Below are 10,753 nucleotides of genomic sequence, written 5' to 3' on the forward strand. Positions count from 1 at the left end.
CAAACCAAAACCGTATCAACCAAACCCGCAGTAAACTGCGACTTCAAATCGTCGAATTTGAGCATTCCACTCACGATTCATCCTCCATGATCGCGATTTCATTCAGCGCTGGTTCAAGCAACGCCAGTATCTCTTTTGCTATCGCCGCAACCTGCTCGTCGGAACGCATCAAGTCGTTGCGTACCTCGATCATTACATTGGCCAGGCCCCGGCTGAGCGCGTGTAACCGCAGTGAATGAGTGACGCCATCACCCGGCCCATAGGGTTCATTCCGTTCAATCTTGCGGTGTGGAATACGACCCACCTGATCCAACATTGCATCCACAAGCCGGCTGTCTTCATCATGCAGCAACCCGAGCTCGACCTCTCGTGGCTGTCCATAATAAATCGGCGTGAACGAATGAATGGTGACGACAATCGTATCCGGGCCGCGCTGATCCAGAACCTGCGAAACAGCCTGACAGAACGGCTCATACACGGCAGCGACGCGGGCTGCCCGGTCTTGAGCTGAAAGGCCGATATTTCCCGACACCTCGATCAGCTCTGATTTTTCAGGCATCGCGCTTGCGGCTTCGGGCGGGCGGTTACAGTCGTAAACCAGCCGCGACACAGTCGATGCGACAACAGGCGCATCCAGAGTTTTGGACAGCAAGACAGACAATGCACGTGCCCCGGGGTCCCAAACCGCGTGGCTTTGCCGGTCCGCCTCAGCCAGACCCAACCCGCCATATTCGGGTGGAATCCGGTGGCTGGCGTGTTCGCACAGCAAAACAACTCGTCCTACCCCGTTTGCATTCAGGATTTCCACCGGGTTCATCAGTTTTTGACCTCGTCAGTGGAATGTTCTGTCATGTCCGGCATCTCTTCAATCAAGCGCGTTTCCAGCAACTGCCCGTGCCGGTACAGGATCGGGTAGGCAACCGCTGAGATATGGCTGTTGAATTCTCGCAGGGCACGCAGGGTTTCCAGATGCGTATCGCTGGTCTCGAAGCTTTCGGTCGTCCCGTGCTGCAATCGCCGAAGATGCCGCTTGCGGCTTTGCCGTTCCACCCGTTTGATCTCGCTTTTCTCAAGGCTCAGCAAACGTGCACTTTCCAGGTCGTCGGAAATCAGAACATTTGTTGCCAGCTTCAGATTGGCCAGAATGCTCTCATGCATCTGAACCAATTCGTTCCACCCCTCTTTCGAAAAGGCGGCCCCTTTCTTGCGCATGTCGTCGGCCAGCGCCGTCAGACGCTTAGCAACGACATCCCCTGCGGTTTCCAGGCGGATGGCATATTCCATCATGTCGCGCGCCGACTTGGCGTTTTGCTTGCCGAAATCCTTGATCGGGATAGCCGCGACAAAAGCGCGAATGCCCGAAAGGCAGGCGTTTACATCATCATCGATCGATCGCACGGCCTGTATCTGCTCTTTATCACCAGAACGATACAACTCCAGCGAGGGTCGAAACATCGTTTCGACCAGATCGCACATGCGAAGCAACTCACGTTTGAGACTGGACAGCGCCTGGCTTGGACTGCCGATATTGTTCAGGTCCAGCGCACTGATTGGGCGCCCCGGTTGGGTTGAATCAGATGGGGTTTTCGGTTCAGGCAAAAACCGTTCCATCAGGGGCTGTAGCCGCCCACAAAATGGTAACGCCAGGATCAAAAGCGATGTATTGAAGGCCAGATGCGCATTTACCAGCATCTGCCCGCCTTTGGGCGTCGCCACTATGCCTGAACGGAGTGCAAGATTTGCTCCAAATAGAACGGCGATTGCCCAGCTTCCCCTTAGAGCCAGATTGGCAAAGGGGATACGTCTCGCCTTCAGGTCCATTCCACGGCTCAACCAGACCGGAATGAAAGCAGACCCGAAATTGGCGCCCAGAACCAACGACAGACCTGCGGTAAAGGGAATGGCCCCTATTTGCACCAGTGTCACGCACATCAGGATCGCGGCGACCGACGAATGCATGACAAAGGCCAACGCCCCGCCAACCAGAAAGGCCGTAATGTAGTCGCGCGCCAGGTAATCGGCGATCGCCGGCAGGAAGGCACTGTCCCGGATCGGGTCCATGGCTTCGCGTAGGAACCGCAACGAAATCAGAATGAAGGCAATGCCCATCAGGATGCGGCCCAACTGCCGCGCCTTTCTTGCCTCGGTCTTGACGAACAGATACCCGCCCACGGCAAGCAGCACAGGCACCAGCCAATCCAGCTTGAACGACAAAATCTGAATGATCAGCGCCGACCCGAGGTCACCGCCCAGTACAATCGCAAGCCCCGCAGGAAAGGCCAGCAACCCGCTGGATGCAAAGCCCGAACTTAACAACGCAACCGCAGCGGAGCTTTGCAAAACGACCGCCATGACGACACCGACCAGTGATGCCTGCAAATAGGTTCTTTGTCCGGTCATTACCCGCTGGAACGATGCGCCATAGCTGCGCTCGATCCCGGTGCGCACCATGCGCACCGCGAACAGAAGCAACATTGTTGCCCCGGCCAATTGGATAATGAAACTGACAATTGCCATCCGATTATCCGTTCACTAGGTCCAGCAACTGAGCGTGCAGTTCCGGCGTGGCGGCCGAAACGACTCTGCCGTCCGAATTCAGGTTCAATGGTTTACCATCCCAATCCGTCATCACCCCACCCGCTGCTTCGACGACAACCGCAACCGGAAGGTAGTCGTATGGTTGCAGATCATAGTCGATCACCGCGTCCACATGCCCCGCCGCCAACAACGCATGCGGGTAGCAATCATAGGCGAAACGGCGGGTTTGACCGGACTGCATCAGCCGCTCGAATACTGCAGGATAATCGCGGTAAATTTTGTCGCCCTCGTTCACATAAAGGATCGAATGATCCAGCCGCGTTTTTTGGGACGTGTTGATCTCCTGACCATTCAGAGATGCGCCCCGCCCCCGAACACCCAAAAACACCTCGTTCAAAGCGGGCATCCCGATCACGCCAACCTGCGGCACACCGTCGGTCAAATGGCCCAACAGAAAGCCGAACAGGGGATGCCCCGACAAAAACGACCGCGTGCCGTCGATCGGATCGATGATCCAGACTTGGTGCCGGTCCTGCCCGTCAAACCCCTGCTCTTCGCCGAAAATTCCATGATCCGGAAAATGTTCCTGTAGATACGCGCGAACCTTTGCTTCGACACCTTTGTCGGCCTGCGTTACAGGGCTTTCATCGGCCTTGAACTCGACCCCCAGCCGTCCCCGAAAATAACCGCGAGCCGCATCGCCGGCGATTTCGGCAATACGGGCGGCATGCGTTTCGATGTCACCGGCTGTCGTCATTAACTGTTTTCCCCTGTTGGTATTGGATGCCTAAAGTAGCATACCTTGTGTAACTTCCTGCGAACCTGTCCAAAGCTCATTGATTTCCAGATCATGTCAGTGGTTGCTGCACCGACCTCAGCCGGGCCGGCGATAGGCCAAATTGTTTGCGGAACCCGCGCCCGAAAGCCGAAAAAGACGAAAACCCACAGGCCAGTGCAATTTCCGTCACCGACATGTTTGTATCCTCGATCAGATTTCTCGCTCTCTCGAACTGCTTGGCGCGATAGAATTTCACGGGCGATGTCGACAAGTGTCTCGAAAACAACCGTTCTATCTGGCGAACGGACAACCCTACATTATGCGCGACGTTATCCATCGCCAGAGGCTCTTCCAAGTTTTCCAGACTTTCAAGCATGGTGCTGATTGCTATTTGAAGTGGTTTGGGAGCCCCTTTGTATGCGTCGGACACTGTACAGGTCTGTGCCCGGTCTGCGCTGCGCGCTGAAGTGACGAGTAGATGATTGCGTATCTGACCAGCGATGTAAGGTGAAATACACGTGCTGACCCAATGCAATGCAAAGTCCATTGCACCTAATTCACCACAGCAAGTCACCAAGTTTCCGTCTTCGACAAAAATTGAGTTGCTGAACTCAACATGCGGCATTGATTCACTATTGGAAGGAATTCGCGACCAATGATCTGTTCCCTTTGTCATTTGGCCAGTTTCCGCCGCAACGCGCACAGCAGCTCCCATCAGGCAAACGGGAACAGACGCACGCCGACACCAACGCACGACTTTCAGTGCGGCCTTGCCTTCCTGGGTGTTCAGTTTCTGCCCCGAGCACACCACGACAGCATCGCTTCCAGAGAGATTACCCCCTACGCTTCCTGTGAAGTCCAGTCGTTCGTCTGGCAACACATGCCCATGAGATCTGGCTTGCACCGCCTGACCGTCTACCGACAACAACCGCACACGTACTTGGTTTTTCGAATTACCCAGGCTCACAGCTCCCAGAACATCTGTAACCGAGGCCAAGCTCAGCAACGAGAATCCGTTTGTCAGCAGAATAGTGACCTCAAAACACCCCTTGGTCCTTGGGTGAACTTTGAGATGTCCATCTGAGAAGATGTGATGCTTGGTCATAGATCCGGCTCCTCGCACTTGGCGCCCGCTTTCGCGCGCACTCGGCTATGAACCAATATTGCCCCCTAAGGGTGGGTATGCGAAAATACCCATTACAAATTTTATAATATACCCACTTCAAGAGAAGTCCAGTCTTTGGAAAGAGGCGAATGATGAAAAAGACCGGCGGTGCCATGCTCTCAATGTTGAACCTGGATCGGCAAAGCGGCATGCCGCTTACACGTCAACTCGAGAACAAAATTCGAAAGGCAGTTCTTGACGGATCATTGCCCCAAAACGCACGAATGCCGTCAACCCGGCAGCTTGCAACAGATCTTGGTGTCTCACGACTGACAATAAAGAATGCATTTGAACAACTCACCACGGAAGGGTTTCTTGAAACCCGGCGCGGATCAGGAACGTATGTCGCCATTCTTTCAACTGGAATTACCCCAATTAAGTCATCCTCAAAACGTCGTCGCAAACGCACTTCGAAGGTGGGACCGATTGCGCCTCACGTTCAGCGCATCCAGAATTCTCTGGCGACCACGCGCCTGTCACATGTGCGTGCTTTTCGCCCAGGTATCCCCGCGCTGGATCTCTTTCCCCGTCGCGCCTGGTCCGAAGCATACTCTCGTGCACTTCGGTCCCACGACAGCTTTCTTCTCGGTTATGGTCCTTCCAGTGGCCTGGACCAACTAAAGGCCGCCATCGCGGCTCATGTCCTGGACAGTCGCGGCATTGAATGCGATCCAAATCAGGTTGTTATTACTTCTGGTGCGCAACAAGCCTTTTCCCTCATTCTCCTGACATTGCTAACACCCGGTGACACGATTTGGATGGAAGACCCGGGTCACATAGCCTTTCGTGATGCGGCAAACTTACACGGGTTCGGCATTGGTTCCGTTCCCCTCGACGCCGAAGGTTTTTCCCTCTCATCCGCTCTGGCCACCTACGATCCCTGCAATCTGATTTTCGTCACACCTTCACACCAGCACCCTCTTGGCATGACCATGAGTCTTTCCCGTCGCCTCGAATTACTGGATGTAGCCAAGTCCCAGAACAGTTGGATCATCGAAGATGACTACGACAGCGAATTCCACTATGAACAGCGGCCGCTGCCCGCACTCAAAGCTCTGGATAAACAAAATCGCGTGCTTTACGTTGGAAGCTTTTCTAAATCGATGTTTCCGGCGATGCGATTAGGCTATCTCATATGTCCTTCCGGGCTCGAAGCCGCGTTTTCGGCTGCGGAAACACTGCTGAGCCAGAACGTTTCGCTGCCACAACAAAAGGCAATGGCGTATTTCATGGAAGACGGCAGTTTTAACTCCCACATCCGCAAAATGAAACAAGTCTATCAAACGCGCCGCGACACGCTTGTTACCGCTTTGCAGAACCACGCTTCAAATATTCTGCGCCCGGAACCCTGCCTGACAGGGATGCATCTTGTGACTCGCTTCACGAACTCCTCAGTCTCGGATCAGTTTTTGGCCAATCAACTCTGGGAGGCCGGGATCGATTGCCTTCCCCTGTCAATTTTCAGGGATCAGGCCACCGTTGACCCCGGACTTTTGCTTGGGTTTGCCTGTGCACCTGAAAATCAAATCAATGATAAGGTAATCAGGGCTGTTCGTTGCCTGGAGGCTGCTATGCCTACCATCCAAGTGACCGAAGAATGAGGCGTACTCGTAATTTACCCGCTACGGAACGTGAACCACGTAAAAACCGTCACTGCGCACTTCGACTCAAACCACGTCAATCAGATCGGTCGAATTACCCGGTAGCAAAGGTGCAAGTGGGCCTACCAAATCTTCCGTAATGGGTATAGTTGATGTGTCCACTTTTGGTTAGCTTCTACTCCATCAGGCGCACAGCGCGCCACAGGTTCGCAATGCTTGAGGCAGATCCATGACCAAAATCGAAGATTATGCGTTTCCCAAAGGGCTTGACCTACTGCGTCGCTGGCAGTCGGAAGATCCGAGCGCAAAAGCCGAAATGAAGAATGTCTTTGATGCGGCAATCGCAGGGGAATTCGATGAAAACTTCGCCGTAAAGGCAGATCCCGGTCGCGTAAACAGTGTCGCTTCGGTACATATGCTGGCCCTGGCGGTCCTGAACGATCTTTATGGGATCGAAACCCGCGAATATTATCACGAAGACCCATACCGTTATGTCCGCGCGAATCTGGCGGTTAGCCGCCTGTTGGGGGTGAATAAGTTCTACATCACATGGGCGCTGTACGCCTGGACCTGCGAGCCACTGGGTCAAGTCATGATGTATCCTGACAAATTCCCCCCGGGCGCGGACCCTGACAATATGCTGATTAACAAGGAAAACTGGCGCGACCTCAAGACGCCCGACTTCACCACCGGTGTTCCGCTCGCAATTTCCAACATCCTGCGGGTGCATGAAGAACTGACGGGGCTACCACCGCTGTTGCAGATCACTGCGCCGTACAGCTTAGCCGCTGACATTTACGGGCAGGAACCGTTGCTGGCCGACGTGGTGCATGACCCGGATGAGGTAAACGCGCTGCTCGACCATTTGGGCGACACAGTTCTGGGCCCGTGGATGGACCACCATATCCAAACCTTCCCCAACGGTTGGATCGAACTGTCCGACGCATCAGGATCACCGTTCTTCATCGGACCCGAAAATTGCAAGAATATGTCGATACGCTCAATCCGGCACATGTTGCGCGACAAACCCTATGCAGATCGTGTGTTCGACAACAACTACCGTGGCGACCACGTGGCATTGGCAAAGAAAAAGGACCGCAGTTCGCGCCGACGTGGCGGTCGTGGCGGCGGCGACGCCGCAGCGGCAACCGCGCTCGCGCCGTCGGAAAACCCAGCACTGCGGGAATTGACCGATGCCAAAGTCAGCGTGAACCCTGTCTTTATCATGCGGCTGGCAGCAGATTTCGTGGATATCTCGTTCTATGAAGAGCAGGCGATCAATCGAAACATGCCGCTTACTTCGGGCATTGGATCGCCCCAGATCGACCGCAACAGCATCGAGGATCTTGGTACCGCCAAGCAAGAAGTCCGCTTGATGGCCCGTGAACATGTGGCGGCAATTCGGAATGTCTGTGCGAATGTTGACCTGCCCGAGGACAATCACGTCAACCAAGCGTGGCCAAGCCACATCTATTTTGAGGACGTCAACCTTCATACCCAATTCGATCTGGTCGAGATCATCCTCGAAGAGGTCTATGGCGCAGACCCAATCCAATTCGCTTCCCGATAGTTAATCTCTCCAGTCAGGTAGAATCCCCTACCTGCACTTTAGGACCGGCCCCAGTGCCGGTCCTTTTTTTAGGGTCGTTCAACGGGTACGTCGCAAATTGTCGGGTCCGGATTGACGAGGGTTCGTTTATTGGCGCTGGTTGCCTTCAAAACAGTCACGAGCCGGATTTGGCATGACCCCATTGAAAGTCGATCACAGAGCAGAACCACGCAGTTGTTAACGCAAGGTCAAACACTTGACGATGCCTTGCCAAGTTCCGGCATCACCCGAAGCGGCATATGCCTCAATATTTTCACCATCTCATCCGAAGATTTGGGCATATAGATGAGGAAGACTGTCACTCAGGAGCTTTGCAGCAGTAAGGAGAAGCGCCCCAAACACAATTTTTTTGAAGAGGTTCTCGTCAATGTACTTGTGTAACTTTATTCCCGTGAACACACCCAGCAAAAGAAATGGCGCTACGGCCATGCTGACTGCCAGGCTTTGAAAACTGAGAACCCCGGTGGCGCCATAACCTATCGACTTGATTACATTCAGCGAGAAAAAGAAAATCGTGTTCGTGCCGACAAAGACGGACTTTTCAAGGTTTTGAATTAGAAGGTATCCTTTGACAGGTGGCCCGCCGGCGTGGGCAACGTAACTGGCAAATCCCGACAGAGCCCCCAATATTGAACTAACTGTACCTGTGTGCCCTTTACTTTGTTGAGCCCGCGTCCTCCCGAGCAAGTTCTGGGTCACAAAAAAGATTGCTAAAACAGCAACGGCAAACTTAATTGTGCTCGCATCCATCCATTGAAAGGTAACTGCTCCTATGGCCAGCCCTACCAGCGCGCCAGGAAGCAACGACTTGATAACAAGGGGGCTCCATTGGTTTCGATACTTAAACGCGACAAGTATATCCATGAGCAGCAGGACCGGCATCAGCACGGCGACCGCGAATTGCGGCGCCACGAACATGCTCATCATCGGAACGGACAAAATACCCAGCCCACCCCCAAAACCGCTTTTGGAGATGCCTGTTAATAAGACGGCACAGATTGTGACGATGTAAAATGCCAGCGAATGATCCATGTAGAGCTCCTGTCAGTGCGCCCGCACTGATACGGATCACCGCAATAGCTGAAAAACAGTTTTTTACTGCGCATGAAATCTGTAAACGTGATTTATGCCCGACCTGAATGTCCTAAAGAGTTTCGTTCTCGCCGCAGACACTCTGAACTTTTCTGAAGCAGCAGAACGACGCAACACAGTACAATCCGCTGTGAGCGCGCATATCACCAAACTGGAAACTGAACTTCAGCGGCCACTGTTTTTACGAGGCCGCGGTCAGCCAATGAGCTTGACGCCGGAAGGTGAAGCTTTCCTTGTTTATGCACGTCGTATTCTCACGCTCTCGGACGAAGCGGTTGAGACAATTCGTTCCGCACGGTCTCGGCGAATTGTACGGCTTGGCACGACCGTAACCCTGGCGATGTCCGTTGTAACTGATGTTTTGTCCGCATTTGCGGCCGAAAGACCAGATGTCCAGTTGCATATTCAATGTGACCGGAGCGATACCCTTCTCAACCGACTGGATGTCGATGACATCGACATCGCCTTTATGATGGACCAAGGCAAGCGGCCAGAACGGAACTTTGTTCACTCCCAACCATTGGCGTGGGTGGCCAGTCCGGAGTTTTCGATTGCAAAAGGCGCGGACGTCCCACTGGCTTTTCTAACCGACGGGCGAGACCTGCGTAGATATACCTTCGAGGCGCTCGATGCCGTCGGGCGTAGAGGGTTTATTGCACATTTAAGCCCCCACCCCATCGGCGTACGCGCTTTCGTGCAAGCAGGCCTGGCGGTCACGGTCATGCCCGTTTCAACGGTCAATCAACCGTTGAGAATATTGCCAACCGAAAGATGCTTACCCCCGCTCGCTCCTGTTGCCTTGTCGGCGTACAGATCGGCTAACAGAAACAACAAAGACATCAATTTATTATCGGATTTGTTGGAACGTTCAATTTCCAAGGACGCGGCAAAAAACTAACGACTGACCACGGTATCCCCATCGGTTTCGCTGGTATTATCCAAACTATACGCATCAACCGGCTGATCACGCTTTTCAACCTTCAAAACACGGCCAGCAAGAATGGCGATCCCTGCAGCGCCAATGCTCAGTAAAGCGCCCATCTTGGCTGCGTTTTGAACGGCGCCAGCCTCAAACGCGACAGTGGCCACAAAGAGCGACACCATAAAGCCGATAGCGGCCACACATCCCAGAATGAACAGATCGGCCACGCGCATGCCTGCTGGCAAGCCGAATCCAAGAGGTATCGCTGCCAACCATCCCATCAAAAGGATGCCGATCGGTTTGCCAAGCAGAAGACCCAATAGAACCAGCAAAGTAGCTTCACCTATCGCTGAGAACTCAACACGTGCATTGGCAAGCCCAAAGAGCAAAAGAACGACTTCCACCGGAACTTTCAGCCGGTGCTCCATCTCGTTCAACAGATCGTGCTTGTGTGCCTCTTCTTCAGAAAAAATACCAAAGTCGCGGTCGGCATGGGGAATAGCGGGAATGATTGGAAGCAAGCCCAACGCAGGATGCAATCCGCTTTCCTGAAATCCGTACCACGACAAGGCCCCGGCGATAACATAAGGCCAACACCCCAACCGATTGCGAACCCAGGTCGAATTTGGGCGATCCTGCTTTCTCCTGTCCATTCTACGCGGCAACCGTTTGCCAGAATGAACACACCAACGGCGGCGGCAATCGACAAGAAAAGCCATTGCGGTGCAATTTCTCCGGTTGGACAGAAAACCGCCAATATGAGCAGTCCTGCGGCGTCATCCGCAATCGCCAGCAGTAACAGGAAACGGACCGCAGGATGCCCGGCGCCAAAGACGATCCGGCCGATGAGATACGAAAAGGCGATATCCGTTGCGGTGGGAATCGCCCAACCGTTGCTGACCGCCTGAAAGGTCGTCGACCCCCGCAGGGCCGCGACCCCCAAATAGATCGCGATTGGTCCCAGCATTCCGCCGATCTTTTAACTCGGGCAACGACCGCTTTTCGTTTGTGCCTGTTGCTGTTGTGGCATCAGGCAAGGCTTCTCTGG

Annotated in this window: 11 protein-coding genes; 4 read left to right on the forward strand and 7 right to left on the reverse strand. The window is 53.9% G+C overall.

Going from position 1 to position 10,753, the window contains the following annotated elements; genetic code table 11:
* Positions 1-70: 70 nt before the first annotated feature.
* The 4 genes from GOX66_RS24665 to GOX66_RS24680 form a co-directional block, all read right to left on the reverse strand.
* On the reverse strand, positions 71-817 hold the full coding sequence (locus GOX66_RS24665; RefSeq protein ID WP_170766442.1) for an N-formylglutamate amidohydrolase: 747 nt from the start codon (positions 815-817) through the stop codon (positions 71-73).
* Positions 817-2,517: a Na/Pi cotransporter family protein gene (locus GOX66_RS24670; protein WP_170766443.1), complete on the reverse strand. Its 1,701-nt coding sequence runs from the start codon at positions 2,515-2,517 to the stop codon at positions 817-819. The genes GOX66_RS24665 and GOX66_RS24670 overlap by 1 nt, the downstream gene beginning before the upstream one ends.
* Positions 2,518-2,521: 4 nt before the next feature.
* Positions 2,522-3,295: an inositol monophosphatase family protein gene (locus GOX66_RS24675; protein WP_170766444.1), complete on the reverse strand. Its 774-nt coding sequence runs from the start codon at positions 3,293-3,295 to the stop codon at positions 2,522-2,524.
* Positions 3,296-3,386: 91 nt separating this feature from the next.
* Positions 3,387-4,421: a GlxA family transcriptional regulator gene (locus tag GOX66_RS24680; protein ID WP_170766445.1), complete on the reverse strand. Its 1,035-nt coding sequence runs from the start codon at positions 4,419-4,421 to the stop codon at positions 3,387-3,389.
* 149 nt (positions 4,422-4,570) lie between these two features.
* On the opposite strand from GOX66_RS24680, the gene pdxR reads away from it, so the two are divergent.
* Together pdxR and GOX66_RS24690 are read left to right on the forward strand one after the other, a co-directional pair.
* Positions 4,571-6,082 (forward strand): MocR-like pyridoxine biosynthesis transcription factor PdxR, encoded by a 1,512-nt coding sequence (gene pdxR, locus GOX66_RS24685; RefSeq protein ID WP_170766446.1) that lies wholly within the window; start codon positions 4,571-4,573, stop codon positions 6,080-6,082.
* Between the two features lie 229 nt (positions 6,083-6,311).
* Positions 6,312-7,652, forward strand: coding sequence for a uroporphyrinogen decarboxylase family protein (locus tag GOX66_RS24690; protein ID WP_170766447.1), 1,341 nt, complete (start codon positions 6,312-6,314; stop codon positions 7,650-7,652).
* Between the two features lie 300 nt (positions 7,653-7,952).
* On the opposite strand, the gene GOX66_RS24695 is transcribed toward GOX66_RS24690, so the two are convergent.
* A complete protein-coding gene (locus GOX66_RS24695; protein ID WP_170766448.1) occupies positions 7,953-8,723 on the reverse strand; it encodes a sulfite exporter TauE/SafE family protein in 771 nt (256 codons plus the stop codon).
* Positions 8,724-8,817: 94 nt separating this feature from the next.
* On the opposite strand from GOX66_RS24695, the gene GOX66_RS24700 reads away from it, so the two are divergent.
* Positions 8,818-9,681 (forward strand): LysR family transcriptional regulator, encoded by an 864-nt coding sequence (locus GOX66_RS24700; protein ID WP_170766449.1) that lies wholly within the window; start codon positions 8,818-8,820, stop codon positions 9,679-9,681.
* Here the strand turns inward: GOX66_RS24700 and GOX66_RS26235 are convergent.
* Positions 9,678-10,244: a Na+/H+ antiporter NhaA gene (locus tag GOX66_RS26235; protein ID WP_336509530.1), complete on the reverse strand. Its 567-nt coding sequence runs from the start codon at positions 10,242-10,244 to the stop codon at positions 9,678-9,680. The genes GOX66_RS24700 and GOX66_RS26235 overlap by 4 nt on opposite strands.
* Positions 10,139-10,633 (reverse strand): Na+/H+ antiporter NhaA, encoded by a 495-nt coding sequence (locus tag GOX66_RS26240; protein WP_336509531.1) that lies wholly within the window; start codon positions 10,631-10,633, stop codon positions 10,139-10,141. The genes GOX66_RS26235 and GOX66_RS26240 overlap by 106 nt, the downstream gene beginning before the upstream one ends.
* On the opposite strand from GOX66_RS26240, the gene GOX66_RS26245 reads away from it, so the two are divergent.
* The coding region (locus GOX66_RS26245) for a hypothetical protein (RefSeq protein ID WP_237212777.1) at positions 10,523-10,753 on the forward strand (231 nt) is incomplete at its 3' end. The genes GOX66_RS26240 and GOX66_RS26245 overlap by 111 nt on opposite strands.

This window comes from Ruegeria lacuscaerulensis, from assembly GCF_013031245.1.
Lineage (GTDB): Bacteria > Pseudomonadota > Alphaproteobacteria > Rhodobacterales > Rhodobacteraceae > Ruegeria > Ruegeria lacuscaerulensis_C.